The 22,309-nt window shown below is 70.2% G+C and carries 23 protein-coding genes and 3 tRNA genes; 10 read left to right on the forward strand and 16 right to left on the reverse strand.

Annotation, left to right across the window (positions count from 1 at the left end):
* The first annotated feature begins 11 nt into the window (after positions 1–11).
* Together ACTMTI_RS12815 and ACTMTI_RS12820 are read left to right on the forward strand one after the other, a co-directional pair.
* Complete coding sequence (locus tag ACTMTI_RS12815) at positions 12–245, forward strand: Lrp/AsnC family transcriptional regulator (RefSeq protein WP_441120497.1); 234 nt, start codon at positions 12–14, stop codon at positions 243–245.
* A gap of 13 nt (positions 246–258) precedes the next feature.
* Positions 259–690, forward strand: coding sequence for a DUF3515 family protein (locus tag ACTMTI_RS12820; RefSeq protein WP_441120498.1), 432 nt, complete (start codon positions 259–261; stop codon positions 688–690).
* A gap of 3 nt (positions 691–693) precedes the next feature.
* Here the strand turns inward: ACTMTI_RS12820 and ACTMTI_RS12825 are convergent, their stop codons facing one another.
* From ACTMTI_RS12825 to ACTMTI_RS12835, 3 genes are all read right to left on the reverse strand, one after another.
* Positions 694–1,788, reverse strand: coding sequence for a D-alanine--D-alanine ligase family protein (locus ACTMTI_RS12825; protein ID WP_441120499.1), 1,095 nt, complete (start codon positions 1,786–1,788; stop codon positions 694–696).
* A 391-nt stretch (positions 1,789–2,179) separates the two neighbouring features.
* A complete protein-coding gene (locus tag ACTMTI_RS12830; protein ID WP_441120500.1) occupies positions 2,180–3,190 on the reverse strand; it encodes an NAD(P)H-dependent glycerol-3-phosphate dehydrogenase in 1,011 nt (336 codons plus the stop codon).
* Between the two features lie 4 nt (positions 3,191–3,194).
* Positions 3,195–3,851 (reverse strand): lysophospholipid acyltransferase family protein, encoded by a 657-nt coding sequence (locus tag ACTMTI_RS12835; RefSeq protein WP_441120501.1) that lies wholly within the window; start codon positions 3,849–3,851, stop codon positions 3,195–3,197.
* 127 nt (positions 3,852–3,978) lie between these two features.
* On the opposite strand from ACTMTI_RS12835, the gene cofC reads away from it, so the two are divergent.
* Positions 3,979–4,614 carry a 2-phospho-L-lactate guanylyltransferase gene (gene cofC / locus ACTMTI_RS12840; RefSeq protein ID WP_441120502.1) on the forward strand — a complete coding sequence of 212 codons (636 nt, stop codon included), beginning with the start codon at positions 3,979–3,981 and terminating at the stop codon, positions 4,612–4,614.
* Positions 4,615–4,686: 72 nt separating this feature from the next.
* Here cofC and ACTMTI_RS12845 read toward each other — a convergent pair whose 3' ends face one another.
* On the reverse strand, positions 4,687–5,904 hold the full coding sequence (locus ACTMTI_RS12845) for an MFS transporter (RefSeq protein WP_441120503.1): 1,218 nt from the start codon (positions 5,902–5,904) through the stop codon (positions 4,687–4,689).
* 142 nt (positions 5,905–6,046) lie between these two features.
* Here ACTMTI_RS12845 and ACTMTI_RS12850 point away from each other — a divergent pair, with 142 nt between their 5' ends.
* The gene (locus tag ACTMTI_RS12850) at positions 6,047–6,253 is read left to right on the forward strand and encodes a hypothetical protein (protein WP_441120504.1); all 207 of its coding nucleotides are present in this window, start codon (positions 6,047–6,049) and stop codon (positions 6,251–6,253) included.
* A gap of 48 nt (positions 6,254–6,301) precedes the next feature.
* On the opposite strand, the gene ACTMTI_RS12855 is transcribed toward ACTMTI_RS12850, so the two are convergent.
* The 4 genes from ACTMTI_RS12855 to leuC form a co-directional block, all read right to left on the reverse strand.
* A complete protein-coding gene (locus ACTMTI_RS12855; protein WP_441120505.1) occupies positions 6,302–6,601 on the reverse strand; it encodes an HU family DNA-binding protein in 300 nt (99 codons plus the stop codon).
* 99 nt (positions 6,602–6,700) lie between these two features.
* The gene (locus ACTMTI_RS12860; protein ID WP_441120506.1) at positions 6,701–6,940 is read right to left on the reverse strand and encodes a hypothetical protein; all 240 of its coding nucleotides are present in this window, start codon (positions 6,938–6,940) and stop codon (positions 6,701–6,703) included.
* A complete protein-coding gene (gene leuD, locus ACTMTI_RS12865; protein WP_441120507.1) occupies positions 6,919–7,506 on the reverse strand; it encodes a 3-isopropylmalate dehydratase small subunit in 588 nt (195 codons plus the stop codon). Before leuD ends, ACTMTI_RS12860 begins: the two co-directional genes overlap by 22 nt.
* Positions 7,507–7,519: 13 nt before the next feature.
* On the reverse strand, positions 7,520–8,905 hold the full coding sequence (gene leuC / locus ACTMTI_RS12870) for a 3-isopropylmalate dehydratase large subunit (protein ID WP_441120508.1): 1,386 nt from the start codon (positions 8,903–8,905) through the stop codon (positions 7,520–7,522).
* A gap of 65 nt (positions 8,906–8,970) precedes the next feature.
* On the opposite strand from leuC, the gene ACTMTI_RS12875 reads away from it, so the two are divergent.
* Together ACTMTI_RS12875 and ACTMTI_RS12880 are read left to right on the forward strand one after the other, a co-directional pair.
* Positions 8,971–9,687, forward strand: a complete 717-nt coding sequence (locus ACTMTI_RS12875) for an IclR family transcriptional regulator (RefSeq protein ID WP_441120509.1) — start codon at positions 8,971–8,973, stop codon at positions 9,685–9,687.
* Between the two features lie 58 nt (positions 9,688–9,745).
* Positions 9,746–11,461 carry a hypothetical protein gene (locus tag ACTMTI_RS12880; RefSeq protein ID WP_441120510.1) on the forward strand — a complete coding sequence of 572 codons (1,716 nt, stop codon included), beginning with the start codon at positions 9,746–9,748 and terminating at the stop codon, positions 11,459–11,461.
* Between the two features lie 281 nt (positions 11,462–11,742).
* Here ACTMTI_RS12880 and ACTMTI_RS12885 read toward each other — a convergent pair.
* From ACTMTI_RS12885 to ACTMTI_RS12900, 4 genes are all read right to left on the reverse strand, one after another.
* Positions 11,743–11,815: transfer RNA gene (locus tag ACTMTI_RS12885), tRNA-Glu, on the reverse strand.
* 18 nt (positions 11,816–11,833) lie between these two features.
* Positions 11,834–11,909, reverse strand: a tRNA-Glu gene (locus ACTMTI_RS12890).
* Between the two features lie 92 nt (positions 11,910–12,001).
* Positions 12,002–12,610: a response regulator gene (locus ACTMTI_RS12895; protein ID WP_441120511.1), complete on the reverse strand. Its 609-nt coding sequence runs from the start codon at positions 12,608–12,610 to the stop codon at positions 12,002–12,004.
* A 30-nt stretch (positions 12,611–12,640) separates the two neighbouring features.
* On the reverse strand, positions 12,641–13,822 hold the full coding sequence (locus ACTMTI_RS12900; RefSeq protein WP_441120512.1) for a sensor histidine kinase: 1,182 nt from the start codon (positions 13,820–13,822) through the stop codon (positions 12,641–12,643).
* A gap of 108 nt (positions 13,823–13,930) precedes the next feature.
* On the opposite strand from ACTMTI_RS12900, the gene ACTMTI_RS12905 reads away from it, so the two are divergent.
* Positions 13,931–14,857, forward strand: coding sequence for an alpha/beta fold hydrolase (locus ACTMTI_RS12905; RefSeq protein WP_441120513.1), 927 nt, complete (start codon positions 13,931–13,933; stop codon positions 14,855–14,857).
* Positions 14,858–14,893: 36 nt separating this feature from the next.
* On the opposite strand, the gene ACTMTI_RS12910 is transcribed toward ACTMTI_RS12905, so the two are convergent.
* Positions 14,894–14,965: transfer RNA gene (locus ACTMTI_RS12910), tRNA-Gln, on the reverse strand.
* A 164-nt stretch (positions 14,966–15,129) separates the two neighbouring features.
* On the opposite strand from ACTMTI_RS12910, the gene ACTMTI_RS12915 reads away from it, so the two are divergent.
* The gene (locus tag ACTMTI_RS12915) at positions 15,130–17,100 is read left to right on the forward strand and encodes a M3 family metallopeptidase (RefSeq protein WP_441120514.1); all 1,971 of its coding nucleotides are present in this window, start codon (positions 15,130–15,132) and stop codon (positions 17,098–17,100) included.
* 98 nt (positions 17,101–17,198) lie between these two features.
* Here the strand turns inward: ACTMTI_RS12915 and gltX are convergent, their stop codons facing one another.
* Together gltX and ACTMTI_RS12925 are read right to left on the reverse strand one after the other, a co-directional pair.
* Entirely contained in the window at positions 17,199–18,536 is a 1,338-nt protein-coding gene (gene gltX / locus ACTMTI_RS12920; RefSeq protein ID WP_441120736.1) for a glutamate--tRNA ligase, read from the reverse strand.
* 34 nt (positions 18,537–18,570) lie between these two features.
* Positions 18,571–19,347: a fumarylacetoacetate hydrolase family protein gene (locus ACTMTI_RS12925; RefSeq protein ID WP_441120515.1), complete on the reverse strand. Its 777-nt coding sequence runs from the start codon at positions 19,345–19,347 to the stop codon at positions 18,571–18,573.
* Between the two features lie 151 nt (positions 19,348–19,498).
* Here ACTMTI_RS12925 and ACTMTI_RS12930 point away from each other — a divergent pair, with 151 nt between their 5' ends.
* Positions 19,499–19,843, forward strand: coding sequence for an antibiotic biosynthesis monooxygenase family protein (locus ACTMTI_RS12930; RefSeq protein WP_441120516.1), 345 nt, complete (start codon positions 19,499–19,501; stop codon positions 19,841–19,843).
* Between the two features lie 57 nt (positions 19,844–19,900).
* Here the strand turns inward: ACTMTI_RS12930 and ACTMTI_RS12935 are convergent, their stop codons facing one another.
* Positions 19,901–20,497 (reverse strand): HD domain-containing protein, encoded by a 597-nt coding sequence (locus tag ACTMTI_RS12935; protein ID WP_441120517.1) that lies wholly within the window; start codon positions 20,495–20,497, stop codon positions 19,901–19,903.
* A gap of 150 nt (positions 20,498–20,647) precedes the next feature.
* On the opposite strand from ACTMTI_RS12935, the gene ACTMTI_RS12940 reads away from it, so the two are divergent.
* Entirely contained in the window at positions 20,648–22,279 is a 1,632-nt protein-coding gene (locus tag ACTMTI_RS12940; RefSeq protein WP_441120518.1) for a heparinase II/III family protein, read from the forward strand.
* Positions 22,280–22,309: the final 30 nt, after the last annotated feature.

The following is a 22,309-nucleotide window of genomic DNA, read 5'->3' on the forward strand; positions in this document are numbered from 1 at the left end:
GGGAGGACGTAATGGTGCAGGCCTACATCCTTATCCAGACCGAGGTCGGCAAGGCCGCGGCCGTGGCTCGCGAGATTTCCGGGATATCCGGGGTAACTCAGGCGGAAGACGTGACGGGCCCCTACGACGTGATCGTCCGTGCGGAGGCCCGCAACGTCGACGAGCTGGGCAAGCTCGTCGTCGCCCAGATTCAGGCCGTGGAGGGCATCACTCGTACGCTGACATGTCCCATCGTCCATATCTGAAGGTAGTCCTCGCATGCGTGCCGCCGCCGCCCTGCTCGTTCTCCTGACGCTCGCCGGTTGCGGCGGCACTGTGCGGGTCGAGCCGCCCGTGCCCCAGGGTTCGGCGGTGGCGGCCTGCGACCGGCTGGCGACGCTGCTGCCCAAGACGCTGGACGGCGCACCGCGTGGCGAGTCCACGCCCGAGTCGCCGTACGTGGCCGTGTGGGGTGACGGCACCATCGCGCTGCGCTGCGGCGTGCCCCGGCCGGCCAGGATGGCGCCCACCGACCAGCTGCAGGAGATCGACGGGGTGGGCTGGTTCGCCGACCCGGAGAAGCCCGCGCTGTTCACCGCCGTGACCGACGTCGCCTATGTGGAGGTCACGGTCGGCGGCGAGCACGTGGCCGCCGAGGTGCTCGCCGATCTGTCGAAGCCGATCGGCCAGGTCTCGGCCCAGCCCCGCTGACCGTCACCGCAACCCGGGCGCGCGGGACAGGGCGAGCTGGATGAGCCGGTCGACGAGCTCCGGGTAGGACAGGCCGGTGGCGGCCCAGAGCTGCGGCGCCACCGACAGCGATGTGAAGCCCGGCATGGTGTTGATCTCGTTGAAGATCAGCCTGCCGTCGGGCGTGTAGAAGAAGTCGACCCGAGCCAGCCCCTCGCAGTCGAGCGCCTCGAACGCGCGCACGGCCATCGCGCGCAGCTCCCCGGCCCTCTCCTGCGGAAGGTCGGCGGGCACGGTCAGCGACATCTGGTCGGGATAGTATTTCGCCTCGAAGTCGAAGAACTCCTGCCCGCCCTCGACCTTCACCTCGCCGGGCAGCGACGCCGCCGCCGGCTCGTCACCCGGCGACTCCAGCACGGCGCACTCGATCTCCCTGCCCTCGATGGCGGCCTCGATGAGCACCTTGGGGTCGTGCTGCCTGGCGAACTCGACGGCCGCCTCCAGCTGTCCCCGGTCGTGGGCCTTGGAGATGCCCTGCGAGGAGCCGGCTCTGGCGGGCTTGACGAACACCGGCCAGCCGAGCTCCTCGGCCTCCTTGAGCACGAGGTCGCGGTTGAGCCGCCAGTCCCGGTCGCGTACGACCACGTAGGGTCCGATCGGCAGTCCCGCGGCGGCCATCACGGTCTTCATGTGCGCCTTGTCCATGCCGACCGCGCTGGCCAGCACGCCGGAGCCGACGTAACGCACCCCGGCCATCTCCAGCAGCCCCTGGATCGTGCCGTCCTCGGCGAACGGCCCGTGCATCACGGGGAAGACCACGTCGACCGAGCCGAGCTCCACGGGGATGCTGCCGGGGTCGTACGCCACCAGTGCGGGGCCGCCCGAGGGCAGCGCCAGCGCGGCGCCCGCGGTGTCAACGACCGGCAGCTCTCCGGACTCGATGGCGAACCGCTGGTCCGACGTGGCCAGCACCCACCTGCCGTCTTGGGCGATCCCGATGGGGATCACCTCGTATTTGGTCCTGTCGATCGCATCCAGCACGCTGCCCGCGCCCATGAGGGACACGGCATGCTCGGAATTGCGGCCTCCGAAAACGACAGCGACGCGTGGCTTGCTCATGGTGTCCGAATCTACCGGGGTGTCCCCAGGACAGCGAGCCAAGCACGCCGAGTGAGCGCGCGAGGGAGTGCCGTCGCCTGGAGGAGCGGCGGGAGCGCAGCGACCAGAGCGGGGGAAGGCGGCGGCATAGGGCGACCGAGCCCGCCGAACGGAGTGAGGCCATGAGCAGGGTGGGAGTGCCGTCGCCTGGAGGAGCGGCGGGAGCGTAGCGACCAGAGCGGGGGAAGGCGGCGGCATAGGGCGACCGAGCCCGCCGAACGGAGTGAGGCCATGAGCAGGGTGGGAGTGCCGTCGCCTGGAGGAGCGGCGGGAGCGTAGCGACCAGAGCGGGGGAAGGCGGCGGCATAGGGCGACCGAGCCCGCCGAACGGAGTGAGGCAATAAGCTCGTGATTACACGCCGTACCGCTCCGGCTTGGGCGAGCGGGACATCAGCAGCATCCCGGCCTCGGCCGGCGACATGCCGTCGTGTACGACGCCGACGACGACCTCGGTGATCGGCATTTCCACGTCGTGCTTCCTGGCCAGTGCCAGCACCGACTCGCAGGACTTGACGCCCTCGGCGGTCTGCTTGGTGGCCGCCACCACCTCGGCCAGTGTCATGCCCCTGCCCAGGTTCTCGCCGAACGTCCGGTTGCGCGACAGCGGCGACGTACACGTGGCGACCAGGTCGCCCATCCCGGCCAGGCCCGCGAACGTGTGCGGATCGGCCCCCAGCGCCGCGCCCAGGCGGGAGATCTCGGCCAGGCCCCTGGTGATGAGCATGGCGCTGACGTTGTCACCCATGCCCATGCCCGCGGAGACGCCCACGGCCAACGCGATGACGTTCTTCACCGCGCCGCCGAGCTCGATGCCGACCACGTCGGGGTTGGTGTACGGGCGGAACCACGGCGGCAGGTGGCAGATCGCCTGGAGGCGCGCGGCCACGGAGTCGTCCGTGCAGGCCACGACCGTGGCGGCGGGCTGGCGCTGGGCGATCTCCCTGGCCAGGTTGGGACCCGAGACGACCGCGACCCGATTCTCGGGCACCTCGGCGACCTCGCGGATCACCTCGCTCATCCGCTTGGTCGTGCCCAGCTCGATGCCCTTCATCAGGCTGACCAGCACCGCGCGGGACGGGATGTGCTCGCGCCAGACGGCCAGGTTGGGCCGCAGGAGCTGGGACGGCACCGCCAGCACCACGAACTCCGCCCCCTCCAGGGCCCGCACCGGGTCGGTGGTGGCGCGCAGCGCGGGCGGCAGGGCGATGCCGGGCAGGTAGTCAGGGTTCGCGTGAGTGCGGTCGATCGCCTCGGCCAGCTCCGGCCTGCGCCCCCACAGCGTGACCTCGTTGCCCGCTTCCGCCAGGACCATGGCGAACGTGGTGCCCCACGAGCCTGTGCCGAAAACGGCCACCTTTGTCATGCCATCACCGCCCGGCGGGATCGTAGGGGGTCTCGGGCGCCTTTTCACCGCGCAGCTCGGCCAGCTGCGCGCTGATCGCCGCCATGATGTCGGCCGTGGCCTCGCGCAGAACACTCGCGTGCGGCGACTTGCCCGCGTATTTCGACAGGTCCACCGGCGGCCCCACGCTCACGTGGAACGTCTTGCGCGGGAACAGCCTCGGCTTCTTCTCACCGTACGGCAGCAGCTCATGCGCCCCCCAATGGGCCACCGGGATGACCGGCGCGCCGCTCTCCAGCGCCAGCCGGGCCGCGCCCGTCTTGCCCACCATGGGCCACAGGTTCGGGTCACGGGTGCAGGTGCCCTCGGGGTAGAACAGGATCGCGCAGCCGTCCTCCAGCCGCTGGGCCGACGCGCGCAGGGATCTGGCCGCCTCGTTGCTGCCGCGCTCGACCGGGATGGCCAGCAGGGCCGTCACCGCCCGCCCCAGGAAGGGCGCCTTGAACAGCGCGGACTTGGCGAGGATCACCGGCCAGCGCCCGTTGTTGTAGAGGAAGTGCGACAGCAGAACCGGGTCCGCCCAGGAGAGATGGTTCGTCGCGATGATCACGCCGCCGGTGCGGGGGATCCGCTCGCCGTGCCGCCAATCCTTCTTGACCAGGAGCCGGGACAGCGGTTTCACGACAGCTACTGCGAAGGTTTCCCAGGAACGCGATGGTCGCGTGGGGCGGCTCATGGTCTCCTCCTACGTTATGCGCCTAAGTCTCCCGGTTGGCCGTATGGGATGTCGAGGCGCGATGCTTAAGCGTATGAGCATCCGCTGGTCGTTGGTCATTCCGGTGAAAACGCTGGTCGCGGCGAAAACCCGGTTGGCCGCCGCGACGGGACCGCATCGCACGAAGTTCGCCGTCGCCGTGGCCTGCGACACCCTGGCCGCGGCGCTGGCCTGCCCGCAGGTGGCGCGGGTGATCGTGGTGACGGCCGATCCTGCCGCCGCGGGGCCGCTGGCCGCGCTGGGCGCCGACGTGGTGCCCGATCCCGACCGCGGGCTGAACACCGCGCTGCGCACGGGCGCCGCCCATGCCGTACGCGTCGCGCCCGGCGACGCGGTGGGCGCGCTCCAGGCCGACCTGCCCGCCCTGCGGCCCGCCGAGCTGGCGGTGACGCTGGGGGCGGCGGCCGAGTTCGACCAGTCCTTCGTGCCGGACGCGCTCGACGTCGGCACGACCTTCTACGGCGTGCGCCCGGGCGTCCCGTTCGCACCGAGGTTCGGAGGGGAGTCTCGGGCCAGGCACCTGGCCGGCGGGGCCAAGGAGCTGTGCGTGCCGGGGATCGACTCGGTCCGGCGCGACGTGGACACACCCGACGACCTGCGTGCCGCCATCGCGCTCGGCCTGGGCCGCCACACGGCGGCGGTGGTCGCCGAGCTGTGGCCTGGGTCATGAGGCCCGTCATCGGGCGGTGGTCGCGCTCCTGATCGCCCGTCATCGGGCGGTGGCCGCCTTCATGATCACCCGTCATCGGGCGGTGGCCGCCTTCATGATCACCGGCGCGGTGACCACCGCCAGGTGCGACAGGCCCAGGACGACGACGCCCGCGGCGAAGGCCGCGTACCCGCCGAGCCACTCCCCCAGCGCGCCGCCCGCCAGCCCGCCGAGCGGGCTGGCGCCCCACATGAGGAAGCGCATGCTGGCGTTGACCCGGCCCAGCAGGTGCTCGGGGGTGACGCGCTGGCGGTAGCTGAGCTGGGCGACGCCGAAGATCGCGCTGGCGACGCCGAACAACGCCGCGGCCACGGGGAGGATCAGCAGCCGCCAGCCCGGCCCGGTCGCCAGCGCGGGCAGGTAGAGCACGGTGGCGAGGGCGGCCGAGCCGTACAGGGTGCGACCGGCACCGAACCGAGCCGTGACCCTGGCCACCAGTGCCGCGCCCGCCAGCGAGCCCACGGCGACGGCCGACATGAGCAGCCCGTACTGGGCCGATCCCACGCCGAGTTCCTTGACCAGGTAGAGAGGCAGGCCGACCGCGCAGACGCCGTTGGCGGTCATCGCCAGCGCGCCACCGACTGCGATCCGGCGCAACACCGGCTCCCCGGCGACGAACCTGAGGCCCTCCTTGACCTCATGGCGCACCACCCGATCGCCACGTCGCGGCCGCTCCGCCGCGCGCACGCCCGACAGCAGCAGCCCGGAGGCGAGGTAGCTGACGGCGTCGGCGAGCAGGGCGATCGGCGCGGTGAACGCGGCCACCGCCCAGCCGCCGACCCCGGGCCCCGCCAGCACGGAGACGTTCCTGGTGACCTCCAGCACGCCGTTGCCGCGCTCGAGCCGTTCCTTGGGGACGATGGCCGGCAGGAAGCTCATGTGAGCGACGTCGAAGAAGACCGTGCCGACGCCCACCACCAGCGCGACGGCGTAGAGCTGAGGGAGGGTGAGCACGCCGAGCCACGCGGCCACGGGGACCGACAGCAGCGCCACGCCCCTGACCAGGTCGGACCAGATGAGGATCGGCCGCCGGCGCGCCCGGTCCACCCACACGCCGGCGGGCAGCCCGATCACCAGGAAGGCGACCATCTGGACGGCGGACAGCACGCCGAGCTCGAAGGCCCCGGCGTCCAGGGTGAGCAGCGCGGTCAACGGCAGCGCGACGACCGTGACCTGGGTGCCCAGTTGCGTGATGCCGTTGGCCCACGCAAATCGCCAGAAGTCGCCCGCCTGCCCCATCTGGTCGATCATCACGCTACTCGCCAGGCGAGGGCAAACCCTTTGGGCGCAGACACCGCTGCCTGCGATGGACCGCTGGACGCGGCCCATCGTAGGCGCATAACCCGCTGCCTGCGATGGACCGCTGAACGCGGCCCATCGTAAGCTGATCTGCGTGCAGGGGACGGTACGCAGCTTTGACGAGGGCACGCGATCGGGCACGGTCTTCCTCGATGACGGGACCGTGCTGGACTTCGGCACGGCCGCGTTCGACGCCGGGCCGCTGCGACTGCTGCGCACCGGGCAGCGGGTCAACCTCGCGATGGCGGCCGGCGAAATCACCTACATCACGCTCTCGACTTTTCCGGTGCCGGACCCGTGAAATGCGGACGCCCGGGCCACTGGGCCCGGGCGTGGTGGTCCGCTGGGTTTACTTCTTCTTGCCGGTTGTCCTGCCGCCCTCATTGACCAGCTCTTTGAAATCGGAGCCCGGGCGGAACTTCGGTCCCCAGCTCTCCGGGACGTTGATTTCCGCGCCGGTGGACGGGTTCCTGGCCGTGCGGGCCGGCTTGTGCACCATCTCGAACGCGCCGAAGCCCGTGATCGAGACCTTGTCGCCGCTCGCCACGGCCTTCTGGATGGCGTCGATGACCGAGTTCACGGCCTCGGTGGCCGTCTTCCTGTCGCCCATCCGATCCGTGATGGCCTCGACGAGTTCTCGCTTGTTCATGAAAGTCCTGCTCCCCCAGTTACGGCTCGGGGTTCCAGCTCACGAGTTCGACGTAGAAACCCCTTACGCGCTTGAAAGTAGGCTGGATCGCGGGGGAACTCAATCACCCAGCGTGTTTTCGTCCTTGCGTGGCGTGTCGGCGCCGTGGTCAAGAATGGCGAGAAACGCGTCAAGCCGGACGGCGGCCCTTTCCGGGTCACGCTTGGCCAGGTCGCAGATGGCGAGATAACGGCGGGCCAGCCGCTCCTTGTCGCCCGGGGGAAGCAGGCGGACGCGGCGGTGCGCCTCGCGCAACCGCCGCGCCAGTTCGTCGTCTTCTAGACGGTCGTCGGCAGCCATGGCTGCCGACCATTCTCGTATGCCGTGATGTCCTCGGCGTGCCGCAGGGTCAGCCCGATGTCGTCGAGGCCCTCCATGAGCCGCCAGCGGGTGTAGTCGTCGATCTCGAACGGCACGACCTCGCCGGCCCAGCGCACCTGGCGTTCCGCCAGGTCGACGGTGATCTCCAGCTTCGGGTCCGCCTCGACGGCCGACTGCAGGGCCTCGACCTTCTCGCCGGGCAGGACGACCGGCAACAGGCCCATCTTGGTGGAGTTGTTGCGGAAGATGTCGCCGAAGCGGGCGGCGATCACGGCGCGGAAGCCGTACTGCTGCAGCGCCCAGACGGCGTGCTCGCGCGAGGAGCCGGTGCCGAAGTCGGGGCCGGAGACCAGGATCGTGCCGCCCTCGTAGACGGGGTCGTTCAGCACGAACGTCGGGTCCTCGCGCCAGGCCGCGAACAGGCCCTTCTCGAATCCGGTGCGGCTGACCTGCTTGAGCCAGACGGCCGGGATGATCTGGTCGGTGTCGACGTTGCTGCGGCGCAGCGGCACCGCCGTACCGGTGTGGGTGGTGAAGGCGTCCATCAGATTTCCTTCCTTACAGGTCGGCGGGGGCGGTGAGGCGGCCGGTGACGGCGGTCGCGGCGGCGACCTGCGGCGACACCAGGTGGGTACGGCCACCCTTGCCCTGGCGGCCCTCGAAGTTGCGGTTGGAGGTCGAGGCGCTGCGCTCGCCCGGCTGGAGGGTGTCGGGGTTCATGCCCAGGCACATCGAGCAGCCGGCCTCGCGCCACTCGGCGCCGGCGGCCTTGAACACCTCGTGCAGGCCCTCCTGCTCGGCCTGCAGCTTGACCAGCATCGAGCCCGGCACGATCAGCGTGCGGGTCTTCACCTGGCGGCCGCGCAGGATCTCGGCGGCCGAGCGCAGGTCCTCGATGCGGCCGTTGGTGCACGAGCCGACGAAGACCGTGTCGACCTCGATCTCGCGCAGCGGCGTGCCCGCGGTCAGGCCCATGTACTCCAGCGCCCGCTCGGCGGCCGAGCGCGCGACCGGGTCGGCGAAGGACTCGGGGTTCGGCACGGAGTCGCCCAGCGGCAGGCCCTGGCCCGGGTTGGTGCCCCACGTGACATAGGGGGTCAGCGTCGTGGCGTCGATCTCCACGACCTTGTCGAACACGGCGTCGTCGTCGGTGCGCAGCGACTTCCAGTATTCGACGGCCTGGTCCCACGCCGCGCCCTCGGGCGCGTGCTGGCGGCCCTTGAGGTAGGCGAAGGTGGTCTCGTCCGGCGCGATCATGCCGGCGCGGGCGCCCGCCTCGATCGACATGTTGCAGACCGTCATGCGGCCCTCCATGGAGAGCTTGCGCACGGCCTCGCCGCGGTATTCGACGATGTAGCCCTGGCCGCCGCCGGTGCCGATCTTGGCGATGATCGCCAGGATCAGGTCCTTGGCGGTGACGCCGGGGGGCAGCTCGCCGGAGACCTCGATGGCCATGGTCTTGGGCCGGTAGGCCGGCAGCGTCTGCGTGGCCAGCACGTGCTCGACCTCGGAGGTGCCGATGCCGAACGCGATGCCGCCGAAGGCGCCGTGCGTCGAGGTGTGGGAGTCGCCGCACACGATGGTCATGCCCGGCTGGGTCAGGCCGAACTGCGGGCCGATGATGTGGACCACGCCCTGGCCGGCGTCGCCCATCGGATGGAGCCTGATGCCGAACTCGGCGGCGTTCTTGCGCAGGGTCTCGACCTGCGTCTTGGAGACAGGGTCGGAGATCGGGCCGAGCACGGTCGGCACGTTGTGGTCCTCGGTGGCGATCGTGAGCTCGGGCCTTCGCACCTTCCGGCCGGCGAGACGGAGCCCGTCGAACGCCTGCGGACTGGTCACCTCGTGAATGAGGTGCAGGTCGATGTAGAGCAGGTCGGGTTCGCCTTCGGCACGCCGGACGACGTGTTGCTCCCAGACCTTCTCGGCCAGTGTGCGGCCCATGTGATCTCCTCCTCGAGACTTCCTCCGACTTGCTTTCTCATATGTCGAGACTGCAGTATCGGTGTATGGACAACTCTAGCGGAGTCGGAGTACTCGACAAGGCAGTTCTTGTACTCAATGCCCTCGAAGCGGGACCCGCTTCATTGGCGCAGCTCGTCCAGGCCACCGGCCTGGCCCGCCCCACGGCCCACCGGCTGGCCGTCGCTCTTGAGCACCACCGCATTGTGAGTCGTGACACGCAGGGCAGGTTCGTGCTCGGCCCGCGGCTTTCCGAGTTGTCCACCGCGGCCGGCGAGGACCGGCTGCTGGCGGTGGCCGCGCCCGTGTTGCTGCAGCTCAGGGACCTGACCGGGGAGAGCGCTCAACTCTATCGCCGCCAGGGCGACGAGCGGGTCTGCGTGGCGGCGGCGGAGCGGGCCAGCGGCCTGCGCGACACGGTTCCCGTGGGTTCCGCACTGCCCATGACCGCCGGCTCCGCGGCGCAGATCCTGCTGGCGTGGGAGGAGCCCGACCGGCTGCACCGGGGCCTGCGCGGCGCCAAGTTCACCGCCGCCACGCTCGCCTCCGTACGCCGCCGCGGGTGGGCCCACAGCGTCGGCGAGCGCGAGCAGGGCGTGGCCAGCGTATCGGCCCCGATCAGGGGCAGCGGGGGCAAGGTGATCGCCGCGGTGTCCGTCTCCGGGCCCATTGAACGACTGACGAGAGCGCCTGGACGACTGCACGCGGTGCCGGTCATGGCGGCCGCCGAACGCATCACGGAGGCCATGCGCCGTACGTCATGATCAGCAAAAGGATGTATTTGGGGAGCCGAGAACTTCGTGGGCGCACTAGCCTGAGTGCGTGACAGATCGCATCGAGGTAGCCGCCACTGAGCTGCGACCCCTGCTCGAAGAGTTCATCATGTGGGCACGCGCCAACGCCCCCGGAAGCGACCCCGAGCTCGTGGGCCCTGCCGCACTGTGGCACCGTCTCGCCTTCTCGCAGGACCTCGGCACGTGGAAGCGTGCTGACCTGCGCAACCTGCTGCTTGATCGCATGCCCAAGGTCGTGGAGGATCCCGACGCCGCCGCGGACGGGATGCTCCCGGCCGTGGACGCGTACCTGACGTTCCTCTCGCAGACCGGCAGGCTGACCAAGCGCTCGGACTCCCTCGCCGATCTGCAGGCCGAACTCGACGACGTCGAAGACGAGTTCCTCGACCTCATGGAAGAGCTGTTGGAGGACGCCGAGGGCGCCGACGAGGACGAGGAGGAGGCCGGCGACCTCGGCGACTTCGAGCCGTTCGCCGACGAGCTGTCCGAGCTCCCCACGATCAGGCTGCGGCCCGATTCGGAGCTGGCCGCGGCCGCCCGGGAGGTGCCGCTGGTCGCCAAGGCCCGCGACCTGGCCGTGTGGGTGGGGTCGGGCCGCCGGGTGGGCGAGGACACGCTGCTCACCGACGCGGAGGTGGAGGAGGCGCTGGCGGCCGTCGGGGTGCCCAGGCCGGACACCGACGGTCCGCTCGCCGAGGCCGTCCCGCAGCTGTGGAACATCTGGAATCTGGCCGTCGACCTGGAGTTCCTGGAGCCCGGGGAGGCCAACACGGTCGCGGTGCAGGACGACACCGCGGAGTGGCCGTTCGACGACGACGAGGACGTGCTCGACGCGTGGATGCTCGGGCTTCACTCGGTCGACTACGGCGACCCCGAGCTGCCGGACGAGGACCTCACCATGGCGCTGTCGGGCCTGACCCGCGGCGTGCTGGTCAGGCTGTTGCTGGCGGGCGGCTCGCGCGATCTCGACGACCTGGCGCGGGAGCTGGCCGAGGCCACCGCTGAGCTCGACGAGGAGCTGGGCGCGGACGCGTGGGAGGCCGCGGGCGACCCGCTGGCGCCCGTGGTCGACTGGCTCGTGGGATACGGCATGGTCCAGGTCCAGGGCAGGACGCTCAGCCTCACGCCGCTCGGCACCGAGGGCGTGGTGCACCTGGTGGACGACGCCGACATCGAGGTGGACGCGCGGCCCGCGATCGAGTCCATGAGCGCGCACGAGCTGCTGGCGCTGAGCGCGGAGCTGCCGGAGGAGGAGGCCGACGCCGAGTTCGCGGCCTGGATGCGGCTGCGCGAGCCGGCCAAGGCCGCGGAGGAGCTGCTGGACGCGGCGGCGGAGGACGACAACGACGCCCTGATCAGGGTCCAGGCGGCCAGCGTGGTCGGCACGCTGGGCGAGGCCGCGATCCCGGCCTGGCAGGCGGCGCTCAAGCAGCCGTCGCTGCGGCCCTATGCGGCCACCCACCTGAGCCAGCTGGAGGTCGAGGGCGCTCCCGAGCCCACGCAGGATGACACGCACTGGCTGATCCTGGACATGTGGACGATCTCCGCCGGGCTGGGACGGTCGGAGTTCGTGAGCAGCCTCCAGGACATCGGCCCGGACATGGTCAACAGCCTGCTCGAGGTGATCTGGAAGATCCCGCACGGGCATGTGGAGGAACTGCTCGATCTGATCTCCCAGGTCCACCCGGACAAGTCGGTGGCCAAGGCGGCCCGGCGCGCGCTGTTCAAGGCCCGCTCGATTTGACGGCTTTCCGCTGAAGGCGGATTTCTCAAAGGCCCTCGTCATTATGGCGAGGGCCTTTTTGCTCTCCCGCCGTTCGTGGCAGGGCTTTCTTGGTTTTTTACGGCGGTGCCGACGGCACCCCAAGCGGCGTACATGGTCGGGCCCCGTCCAGGGGAACGCTCCTCCGGTTCACGGGGCCGGGCGCCGCTACGTGCGCTCTGCGGGCCTTTCACGTGAGAGCCGCGGGCCTGCGGAAAACAAAAACGCTCCGGGCCATTGGCGCCGGAGCGGAGATGTAGACGTAGTCCCGACCGGATTCGAACCGGCGCTACCGCCTTGAGAGGGCGGCGTCCTGGGCCACTAGACGACGGGACCTTCGCGAACTTGTGACAGTGGTAGTCCCGACCGGATTCGAACCGGCGCTACCGCCTTGAGAGGGCGGCGTCCTGGGCCACTAGACGACGGGACCCTGTCCACAAGTTGCTGTGCCGGGGAATCCCCCGGCGACGCAGGTAACTCTACCGCACCCCGCAGACCACAACCAAACCGCTTATCTGGGGGTCAGGTGGTGAGGAGGCCGCGGCGGTAGGCCTCGCCGACGGCGGCGGCGCGGTCGCGGACGTCGAGTTTGGCGTAGATGTGCAGCAGGTGCGTCTTGATGCTGGCCTCGCTGATGAACAGCCTGGCCGCCGCCTCCTTGTTGGTCGCTCCCCCGGCCACCAGGCGCAACACCTCCAGCTCGCGCTTGCTCAGCGCGCCCCTGGCGGGCCTGCGCAGCTGCTCGGCCAGGCGGCCGGCCACCGCGGGCGCGAGCACCGTCTCACCCCGGTGGGTGGCCCGGACGGCGCGTACCAGCTCCTCGGGCGGCGCGTCCTTCAGCAGGTAGCCGCTGGCCCCGGCCTCGAGTGCGGGCAGCACGTCGGTGTCGAACGTGGTCAGCACCAGCACCCGCGGCCCGGCGCCGCGGAGCCTCCTGATGGCGGCGACGCCGTCCATCTCCGGCATGCGCAGATCCATGAGGACGACGTCGGGCTGGAGCTCGGCGGCCAGGCGCACCGCCGCGGCGCCGTCGGCGGCCTCGCCGACGATCTCGAAGTCGGGCTCGGCGCCCAGAGCCGCGCGCAGGCCGTCGCGCACGATCGGGTGGTCGTCCGCGATCAGCAGCCTCATCGGTCTCCCTTCCCCGAGGTCATCATCGTCTCATTCCGCGGGGATCGCGGGGATTGAGGGGATCGCGGGGACGGCGGCGGCGATGGCGGTGCCGTGGCCCGGTTCGGACTCGATCTCCAGCGTGCCGCCGACGCCGCGGACCCGCTGCCGCATCCCGTCCAGGCCGAAGCCGTCAGTGGGCGTCTGCGAGTCGAAACCGAGCCCGTCGTCGCGGATATCGAGAAGGACGAGATCGTCTGTGTACGACAGTGTGAGGCCCGCCCTGGTGGCTCTGGCGTGCTTGGCGACGTTGGCCAGGGCTTCCTGGGCGACGCGGAACAGGGTGGTCTCCACGTCGGTGGACAGGGCGACGGGCGTGCCGGCGACCTCGAAGGCGAGGTCCACGCCGGAGGCCCGCGACCAGGATTCGGCCAGGCGGCCGAGCGCGTCCGGCAGTTCGGCGTCCTCCAGCGGGCCGGGCCGCAGCGCGCGTACGGACCTGCGGGTCTCGGCCAGACCGCGGCGGGCGAGCTCGGCCGCCTGGCCGAGATGGCGGCGGCGGACGGTGTCGTGAGTGGCGCGGCCTGCGGCGTCGAGCTGGCCGATCAGGGCGACGAGGTCCTGCGCCACCGTGTCGTGGATCTCGCCGGCCACGCGGTGCCGCTCGTCCAGCACGCCCGCCCGCCTGGCCTGATCGAGGAGCCTGGCGTGCAGACCGGCGTTCTCGGCCATGGCGGCGCGCAGGCGCTCGATCAGGCGGCGGCGCTTGTCGTGCTCGGCGGAGACGTACCAGCCGGCCACCACCAGCGGCACGGCGACGCCGGCGATCACGGTGAGCAGGGCCGTGCGGTCCCCCGGACCGGCCTGGGCGGCCACGTTGACGACGGCGGTGACGGTCACGCCGGCCATGACCAGCCGGGCGGGCAGCATGCCGATGGCCAGCGGGTAGCCGATCGCGGCGAACACGGTGAAGGCCGCGCTCGCGGCGACCAGCGCCCCGGCCAGGGCGATGAGGACCAGGTAGTGGGCCACGACGAGCGCGCGGAAGCGGTCGCGGCGGGAGTGGAGCCAGGCGATCGGGGCGATCCACACCGCGGCTGCGCCCGCCGGCACGGGCCAGGGCACGGCGCCTCGCGGCGGATCCATGAGGGCGGCCGCGCCGGCGGAGATCGCGAGGAGCGCGTAGGCGAGCACGAGGAAGGCCCAGCGCTCGCGGCCGTCGAGCCAGCTCATGAGGTCCAGCCTGGCATGGGTCAACCGATCGGTGGATGTCCGGCATCCACCGCACGTCGCGCCGCACGGGCGATGTGGCCCCGGGCCGGCCTCGGCGAACATCGCCGTATGAGCGATACGACACGCAGATCGATGTTCCAGCTCGCCGCCGTCGCGGGCGCGGGCGCGTTGGCCGGCCCAATGGCCGCCGAGCGCAAGGAGGTGACCACGTTCGTGTTCGTGACCGGCTCGAACGGCGTGGCCACCGCCGACGCGGAGCTGACGCTGCGCGGCCACCGCGCCGTGGGCGTGAACCTGCCCGGGCACGGCCCGGAGGAGCAGTTCCACCTCGCCTACCAGGCGCCGCAGGACCTGGCGAAGCTGGCCACGATCCCCTCCCCGGTGGCCGGAGTGACGCTGGACGACTACGTGGAGGCCACGGTGGAGACCGTGCGCCGGGTCTCCCGGTACGGCCCGGTCGTCCTGGTGGGCGGCAGCCTGGGCGGCTCGACGATCACGAAGGTGGCCGACGAGGTGCCGGATCTGATCGACCGGCTCGTCTACGACGCGGCCTACTGCTGCACGAAGCTGCGTTCGCCGGCCGAATACCTGGAGACTCCGGAGGGCAGGACGAGCCTGGCGACGAGCATCGTGCCGGGCATCGTCGGCGACCCCCGGGTGCTCAAGGCCGTCCGCGTCAACTGGCGTACGAACGACAGGAAGTTCCTGGACGCGGCGAAGGCGGCGTACATGGCGGAAGGGACCGACGGAGAGCTGCTGGCGATGCTCAACACGTTGCTGCCGGATGAGAGCCTGCAGGTGTCCGGCGCCGACGCGCGGGGCCGCAAGGGCGCCTGGGGGCGGGTGCCGCGGGTGTACATCAGGCACTCGCGGGACCGGGTGATCCCGCTCGCGCTGCAGGATCGCATGATCAAGGAGGCGGACGCGGCGACGCCGGGCAACAGGTTCAAGATCTTCACCGTGGAGACGTCGCATGCGCCTACGCCCAAGGCGTACCGGCAGATCACCGAGATCCTGGATCGGCTGGCGAAATGAAAAACGGATGTCTCGCTATGAGACATCCGTCAGATGCTGGGGTACCAGGACTCGAACCTAGACTAACTGAACCAGAATCAGTCGTGCTGCCAATTACACCATACCCCACCGCTGCGAACCCCTAGGGGCTTCGCTTGGCGACCTCCGAAAGAATAGCCCAGCTAGGCGGGTAAGACCAAAACGATTCGCCGACCGGCTCTCCGCGTCCCGCAGCACCGGCTGCGGCGTGCCAAGCTGAGGGGGACAAAACACCACGTGGAGGAGCCCGAGCGTTGGCCGAGAATCCGTTCTTCGCCCCTAGCAATCTGCCACACGAGCTGCCGCCCTTCGCGGACATCCGCGAGGAGCACTACCTGCCCGCGTTCCAGCGCGGGATGGCCGAGCAGCTGGCCGAGGTCGACGCGATCGCCGGCAGCACGGAGCCGCCCGCCTTCGACAACACGATCGCCGCGCTCGAACGGTCCGGGCGGATCCTCGACCGCACGGCCACGGTCTTCTTCAGCGTCGCCGCGTCCGACACCAGCGACGGCATCATGGAGATCGAGAAGCAGATCTCTCCGGAGCTGACCAAGCACAGCGACGCGATCCGGCTCAATCGGGCGCTGTGGGCGCGGATCAAGCAGGTGACCACGGACGACCCGGAGGAGGCCTGGCTGCTGGAGAAGTACCGCGAGGACTTCGTCAGGGCCGGCGCCGACCTGTCGGAGCCCGAGCAGGAGCGGCTGCGCGGGCTCAACGAGGAGCTGTCGAAGCTCTCGACGGAGTTCGCGCAGAGCCTGCTCAAGGCCTCAACGGAGGCCGCCCTGGTGGTGACGGACCCCAAGGAGCTCGACGGCTTCGACGAGGCCAAGATCGAGTCGCTGCGCAAGGACGACGGCACCTACGTCCTGCCGCTGCTCAACTTCACCGCCCAGCCCGGCCTGGCCCAGCTCACGAACCGGGACGTACGCCGCAGGCTCTACGAGCTGAGCGTCGGGCGGGCGCCGGGCAACTTCGCGGTGGCCGCCAGGATGGCGACGCTGCGGGCCGAGCGGGCGGCGCTGCTCGGGTTCCCCAGCCACGCCGCCTACACGGTGGCCGACCAGACGGCCAAGACCGTCGAGGCGGTCGAGGAGATGCTCGGCCAGCTCGTCGCCCCAGCCGTGCGCAACGCCAAGAAGGAGGCCGAGGAGCTGGCGGCGCAGGCCGGGTTCGACATCGAGCCGTGGGACTGGCCGTACTACTCGGAGAAGGTGCGCCAGGCCCGCTACGACTTCGACGCCGCCGCGATGCGGCCGTACTTCGAGCTCGACCGCGTCTACCGGGACGGCATCTTCTTCGCCGCCACCAAGCTCTACGGCATCACCTTCACCGAGCGGTCCGACCTGGGCGGATATCACCCGGACGTGACGGTGTTCGAGGTGTTCAACGAGGACGGGAGCAGGCTGGGGCTGTTCCTGCTCGACCCGTACGCCAGGGCGACCAAGCGCGGCGGGGCGTGGATGAACAACCTCGTCGACCAGTCGTTCCTGTTCGGTCAGCTGCCGGTGGTGATGAACAACCTCAACGTCACCAAGCCCGCCTCGGGGCCGACGCTGCTGACGTACGACGAGGTCAACACCGCCTTCCACGAGTTCGGGCACGCGCTGCACGGACTGTTCTCGCAGGTACGCTTCCCGCGCGTGTCGGGCACCAGCGTGCCGCGCGACTTCGTGGAATACCCCTCGCAGGTCAACGAGATGTGGGGAACCTGGCCGGAGGTGCTGGCCAACTACGCCAAGCACCACGAGACGGGCGAGCCGATGCCGGATGAGCTGGTGGCGAAGCTGAAGGCGGCCGAGAAGTTCAACCAGGGCTTCAAGACCGTCGAATATCTGGCCGCCACGCTGCTCGACTGGGCCTGGCACAAGCTCGCCCCAGGCGAGAGCGTGAGCGACGCCGAGGCGTTCGAGGCCGCGGCTCTGGAGGCCGCGGGGATCGCCGTGCCGGAGGTCAGGCCGCGCTACCGGACCAACTATTTCGCGCACATCTTCGCCGGCGGCTACAGCGCCGGCTACTACTCCTACATCTGGAGCGAGGTGCTGGACGCCGAGAGCGTCGAGTGGTTCACCGAGAACGGCGGGCTGACCAGGGCGAACGGCGACCACTTCCGCCGTGAGCTGCTCTCCCGCGGCGGGAGCCTCGACCCGCTGACCGCCTTCCGCAACTTCCGCGGGCGCGAGCCGAGCATCCAGCCGCTGCTCATCCGCCGCGGGCTCGACTAGTCACCGGAACGCCTCGGCGTGCTGGGCGGCCCACTGCGCGAACGTGCGCGGTGGGCGCCCCGTGACCTGCTCGACGGTGGAAGCCCGCTTGCGGAAGCTTATGTTCCTGAATTGAAGCGGGCGAGCGCGGCGCGGATGCGGTCCTGGGCACGCTCGCGGCCGAGCACCTCGATCGACTCGAACAGCGGCAGGCCCACCGTCCGGCCGGTGATCGCGACGCGGACCGGCGCCTGGGCCTTGCCCAGCTTGAGCCCGTGGGCCGCGCCGACCTCCTCAAGAGCCTCCTTGAGCGACTCGGTGTCCCAGCTCACCGACTCCAGCCGCGCCAGGTAGCCCGAGAGGATCTCCACCGGGGAGTTCTTCATGGCCTTGTCCCAGGACGCCTGGTCGAACACCGGCTCCTCCAGGAAGAGGAAGTCGACGTTCTGCCTGATCTCCGACAGCACCGCGATGCGGGTCTGGGCCAGCGCCGCGACCTTGCTGAACCGCTCGCTGTCCCAGGAGGGGTCGAGGTAGGGCGCGCAGCGCTCCTCGAACGTCTCCAGCGGCAGCGCCCGGATGTATTCGCCGTTGAACGCACGCAGCTTCTTCTCGTCGAAGAACGCGCCGGCGGAGTTGACGTCCTCCAGCCGGAACAGCGGCACCATGTCCGACCACGGCATGATCTCGCGGTCCTCGCCGGGTCCCCAGCCGAGCAGCATGAGGTAGTTGACCATGGCCTCGGCCAGGTAGCCCTCCGCGCGGTAGTCCTCCAGCGCCACCTTGTCGCGGCGCTTGGACAGCTTCTTGCGCTGCTCGTTGACGATCACCGGCAGGTGCGCCCAGACCGGCGGCGTCGCGCCCAGCGCGGGCCACAGCAGCATCTGCTTGGCCGCGTTGCCGAGGTGCTCCTCGCCGCGGACCACGTGCGTGATGCCCTGCGTGATGTCGTCGACCGCGTTGGCCAGCACGTAGAGCGGCGAGCCGTCGGTGCGGGCGATGACGAAGTCCTCCTGCGCCTCGTTGGGGAACTCCACGTTGCCGCGGACCAGGTCCGCCACCACGATGACGCCGTCGTCGGGGGTGCGGAAGCGGACCGCGCCCTCGGTCAGCCCCCGGTCGCGGCAGTGGCCGTCGTAGCCCTTGTGCTCGGAGCCGGTGCGGGCCACGAGAGCCTCGCGAGTGCAGTCGCAGTAGTAGGCCCGGCCGTCGGCGAGCAGCTTGGCCACCGCCTCGCGATGCTGCGGCTCGTAGGCCGACTGGAAGTAGGGGCCCTCGAACACCGGGTTGGTGCCGTTGATGCCGATCCAGTCGAGCGCGGAGATGATGCCCTCGGTCCACTCGGGGCGGTTTCTCGACGCGTCGGTGTCCTCGATGCGCAGCACGAAGCGGCCGCCGGACTGCTCGGCCAGCGCCCAGTTGAACAGCGCCGTGCGAGCGCCGCCGACGTGGAACATGCCGGTTGGGGACGGGGCGAAGCGCACCCGTAGATCAGTCACGGGAGACCACCTTGTTCGTGAGTGTGCCGATGCCTTCGATGCCGACGCTGACCTCGTCGCCGATCTGCAGCGGGCCGACGCCTGCCGGGGTGCCGGTCAGGATGACGTCGCCGGGGATCAGCGTCATGACCGCGCTGACGTAGGCCACCAGCGCGGGGATGTCGTTGATGAGCTGGCTGGTGCGGCCGCTCTGGCGCACCTCGCCGTTGACCGTGGTCGTCAGCGCGAGGTCGCTCGCGTCCAGGTCGGTCTGGATCCACGGCCCGAGCGGGCAGAACGTGTCGAACCCCTTGGCCCGGGTGAACTGCACGTCCTTCTTCTGCAGGTCGCGGGCGGTGACGTCGTTGGCGCACGCGTAGCCGAAGATGACGTCCTCGGCCCGCTCGACCGGCACCTCGCGGCAGAGCCTGCCGATCACCACGGCCAGCTCGCCCTCGTAGTCGACGCGGTCGGACAGCGACGTGGGATAAGCGATGGTCTCGCCGTGGCCGATCACCGAGGTGGACGGCTTCATGAAGATGAGCGGCTCCTCGGGCACCTCGTTGCCCATCTCGCGCGCGTGCTCGGCGTAGTTTCTCCCGATGGCGATCACCTTGCTGGGCAGCATCGGGGCCAGCAGCTTCACTTGGGAAAGCGGGAACCGCTCGCCGGTGAACTGCACCTGACCGAACGGGTGGCCGGAGATCGTGGAGATGAACTCCTCCCCCGGACCGCCTTCGACCACGCCGAACGACACGCCTTCGCCTGTGGAGAACCTCGCTATACGCACTCGACAAGGCTATCGCCGCCGCTGCGGGGCTCTGCCCATCCCCACTTCGGTGAGTCACCTGGGCGCGGCGCTGGGCCGCGATCGGGCACCGGCGATCGTGCGCGTTAGCCTGGAGCCCTCACATGTGAGGCGCTGACGAGAGGGGTTCCCGTTGTCCGTCGTGAAGATCAACGTGCTGACCGTGCCTGCCGACATGCGTGCGGAGCTCGAACGCCGCTTCTCCAGCCGGGCCGGGATGGTGGAGTCGGCCGACGGCTTCGAGTGGTTCGAGCTGCTCAGGCCGGTGGACGGCACGGAGCGCTACCTCGTCTACACGCGCTGGCGCAGCGAGGAGGACTTCCAGAAGTGGCAGCAGAGCCAGGCGTTCCAGCGCGGGCACGCCCAGGCCGCCCAGGCGCAGGGCGCTCAGGGGCACGGCCACGGGCAGGGGCCCGCGGCGACGGGCTCGGAGGTGTGGTCGTTCGAGGTCGCGGAGAGCGCGGGCCCGAAGGCGTAGGCCGGGAGCGCGCGCCCATGCCATAGTGCCCCCGGCAGCCGGGACCTGGGTCCCGGCTCAGGCGTCCAGGGGGTTGCCTGCGATGCGGTCGACGATGCCGCCGCGCACGAAGCGGCCGGCGAAGCTCGACGGCTTGCGCGCGCCCTGCTCCGAGATGCACGCACTGAACTCCTTGGCGATCTCCAGCCGGGGGTGGCGCTCCAGAACCTCCCGCCGCACGTCGGTGGGGATCTCGTCGGTCCGGCGGCCGGAGATGTCCATTCCGGTCGAGAGCTCCAGCAGGTGCCCTTCCGGATCCTCGGCCACGGGGACCTCCTCCCACATGTGCCGGATGATCACCTCTGCCGCGCGCGTCCTGCGCTCGGGCGACCAGCCGGCCCCTGCGCAGAAGGCCCAGGCCACGTGCCCGCCGGCCTCCTCGAACGGCACCGTGTGACTGTCGAACTCGGCGACGAGCCCGAGGTCGTGCAGCATGGCCGCCACATAGAGCAGCTCGGCGTCGAACGCGATGCCGTTGCCCCGCGCGTACGCGGCGGCCCACAGGTAGGCCCGGATCGAGTGGTTGAGCAGCGACGGCGAGTGGTAGCGGGTGGCCACTTCGAGCGCGCCGCGGCAGGCGGGCGTGTCAGGGATCACGAGATCGTCGAATGTCACGGACACCAGCATGTCGCGGCCTGTACGCATCCGCCAGTCAGGGTGCGGTGCCGCATCGGGCGTCTAACGAATCGGGCATCCAACTTGACCAGGCGATCGTGATTCGGACAGCATGATCCGCCTTCATCTTTTGTCCCGAAAGGAACTGGCGTGCGCCGGTTTGCGATACCTCTTGCCCTCACGCTCGCACTCGGCGGGTTCGTGAGCCCCGCGCAGGCCGACAAGGTGACGCGCACCGCGGAGTGCCAGGGCGACTGGCTGCCCGGCACGCCGACGGCCGAGGACGTCATGCGGGGTGAGCTCTCGCTGGTCGGACTGCCCGCCTACAAGCTGGGCAAGAAGATCAACTGGTCCGCGAGCCCGTACAAGAACCGCTCGTGGGAGTACGTCTTCCAGTCGCTGCGCTGGATGGGCACGCTGGTGGTCGCGTACGAGAACAGCGGCGAGCGCAGCTACCTGGATCGTGCCACCGAGATCACCAAGGACTGGGTGGCGAACAACAAGTACGGCGCCCGCGGCACCCAGCCGTACGTGTGGAAGGACCATCCGGTCTCGCTGCGTACCCAGCCGCTGCTGTGCCTGAGCATGCACGTCAAGGACGCCTGGCTCAAGGAGAGCCTGGCCGCCCACGCCAAGCTGCTGGCGAACCCGAGGCTCTACAAGAAGGGCCACAACCACGGCATCGACCAGGACATCGCCCTCATGGGCATCGGCTGCAGGTACGGCCGCAAGGACTGGGCGAACCTGGCCTCCAGCCGGCTGACCGGCACGGTGAAGCTCGACGTGGACGCGCAGGGCGCGCTGATGGAGCAGGCGCCGCGATACGCCGTCTACGTGTACGGCCGGCTCCAGGTCGCGATGACCAACATGAAGTCCTGCGGCCGCAAGGTCCCCGGCGCGATCGCCGACCGGGCGGAGGCGCTGAAGGACTTCATCGCCCACGCGACCATGCCGAACGGCTACATGGTGCCCCTCGGGGACGGCAGTGCCGAGACCGAGCCGAAGATGGAGACGGGCACGCCGAAGAATGAGGTCAAGGCGTACCGGGCGGGCTACGTGTTCGGCAGGACAGCCTGGGGCAAGCCGGAATCGGCGTACTACTCGATCAGGTTCGGACCCGGCATGAAGTTCCACGGCCACGAGGACCACCTGAGTGTGACGTACTACGCGCAGGGCCGCGACATCCTGGTCGACGGCGGCTTCCACTCCTACGAGAAGAGCTCCTACCGCTACTGGACGATGTCGCCCGAGGCGCACAACGTCCCCGTCGTGGTCGGCGCCCGGTTCAGGCCGCGCACCTCCTCCAGGCTCACGGAGACGAAGTACGGCGCCGACCGCCAGTCGTTCCGGCTGACCGACCAGGCGTACGGCGTGAGCCGGACCAGGTCCGTGCTGGTGAACCACGGCGAGGACCTGATGGCGGTGCTGGACAAGGCGTCGGGCGGCAAGAAGGTCAGGAACCTGTGGCGCTTCGCCCCGTCGCTCAAGGTGGTCTCCACCGGCGGCGGCAAGGTCGTGCTGGCCGACGGCAAGTTCAAGGTCACGCTGGTGCAGCTGACGCCCTCGTGCGACCGGGCCGGCGGGCAGAAGGTGGAGCGCGGCGGCAAGCTGGGCTGGGTGTCGCCGACGTACCTGTCGAAGCAGCCGGCCAACGTGGTCGTCTCGCCCGCGGCGAAGTCGCTGCTGACCGTGATCGTGCCGGGCACGGACTCGCCGAAGGTGTCGTGCGCTGGAGGGAAGGTCACCGTCGAGGGCGTGTCGTTCCCCTCCGACCTCTTCTAGACCCGGCCCTGACCGCCCCCGTGCCGGCCC

The organism is Nonomuraea sp. H19, assembly GCF_052068215.1.
GTDB lineage: Bacteria > Actinomycetota > Actinomycetes > Streptosporangiales > Streptosporangiaceae > Nonomuraea.

Coding starts and splice junctions, on each gene's coding strand:
- ACTMTI_RS12815 (WP_441120497.1), top strand. CDS start 12: ATGGTGCAGGCCTACATCCTTATCCAGACCGAGGTCGGCAAGGCCGCG.
- ACTMTI_RS12820 (WP_441120498.1), top strand. CDS start 259: ATGCGTGCCGCCGCCGCCCTGCTCGTTCTCCTGACGCTCGCCGGTTGC.
- ACTMTI_RS12825 (WP_441120499.1), bottom strand. CDS start 1,788: ATGAGCAAGCCACGCGTCGCTGTCGTTTTCGGAGGCCGCAATTCCGAG.
- ACTMTI_RS12830 (WP_441120500.1), bottom strand. CDS start 3,190: ATGACAAAGGTGGCCGTTTTCGGCACAGGCTCGTGGGGCACCACGTTC.
- cofC (WP_441120502.1), top strand. CDS start 3,979: ATGAGCATCCGCTGGTCGTTGGTCATTCCGGTGAAAACGCTGGTCGCG.
- ACTMTI_RS12845 (WP_441120503.1), bottom strand. CDS start 5,904: ATGATCGACCAGATGGGGCAGGCGGGCGACTTCTGGCGATTTGCGTGG.
- ACTMTI_RS12855 (WP_441120505.1), bottom strand. CDS start 6,601: ATGAACAAGCGAGAACTCGTCGAGGCCATCACGGATCGGATGGGCGAC.
- ACTMTI_RS12860 (WP_441120506.1), bottom strand. CDS start 6,940: ATGGCTGCCGACGACCGTCTAGAAGACGACGAACTGGCGCGGCGGTTG.
- leuD (WP_441120507.1), bottom strand. CDS start 7,506: ATGGACGCCTTCACCACCCACACCGGTACGGCGGTGCCGCTGCGCCGC.
- leuC (WP_441120508.1), bottom strand. CDS start 8,905: ATGGGCCGCACACTGGCCGAGAAGGTCTGGGAGCAACACGTCGTCCGG.
- ACTMTI_RS12875 (WP_441120509.1), top strand. CDS start 8,971: ATGGACAACTCTAGCGGAGTCGGAGTACTCGACAAGGCAGTTCTTGTA.
- ACTMTI_RS12895 (WP_441120511.1), bottom strand. CDS start 12,610: ATGAGGCTGCTGATCGCGGACGACCACCCGATCGTGCGCGACGGCCTG.
- ACTMTI_RS12900 (WP_441120512.1), bottom strand. CDS start 13,822: ATGAGCTGGCTCGACGGCCGCGAGCGCTGGGCCTTCCTCGTGCTCGCC.
- ACTMTI_RS12905 (WP_441120513.1), top strand. CDS start 13,931: ATGAGCGATACGACACGCAGATCGATGTTCCAGCTCGCCGCCGTCGCG.
- gltX (WP_441120736.1), bottom strand. CDS start 18,536: ATGTTCCACGTCGGCGGCGCTCGCACGGCGCTGTTCAACTGGGCGCTG.